General features: G+C 44.1%; 1 pseudogene. It reads left to right on the top strand.

The annotated features are described in order from the left end of the window. Window positions 1-392 (top strand): annotated as a pseudogene (locus tag LI074_RS17180) (hemoblobin-interacting domain-containing protein); the annotation flags it as partial.

Here is a 392-nt window from a genome sequence, read left to right on the forward strand (position 1 = left end):
AAATATGTACAGCAGGGAACCTACTACGCATACTGCCACGCTTGGAAACGTGATGAGAACGGTAAGAAAGTATTCAGCGACTGGTCAAACGCATACCCATTCGTTGTATCCGCAATCACACCGGATGCTCCAGTTATCACAAACGTTAAAGTAAGCGGATCTACTATCAAAGTAACATACAAAGCAGCTGCAAACGCAACTGGTTACGATGTAGTACTGGGAACTGGCTCCAAGAAAGAAAACGGTGAGACACGTCCATACCAGTATGGCAATCACAAGAAACTGAACCTCAAAGAAGGTACAGTAACAGCAACATTCAAGAACGTACCAAAGGGAACATGGGTAGTTGGAATGCATGCATTCAACAGAACATCCGAAGACGGAAAGAAAGT

Source organism: Blautia sp. MSK18_10 (assembly GCF_020553185.1).
Classification (GTDB): domain Bacteria; phylum Bacillota; class Clostridia; order Lachnospirales; family Lachnospiraceae; genus Blautia_A; species Blautia_A wexlerae.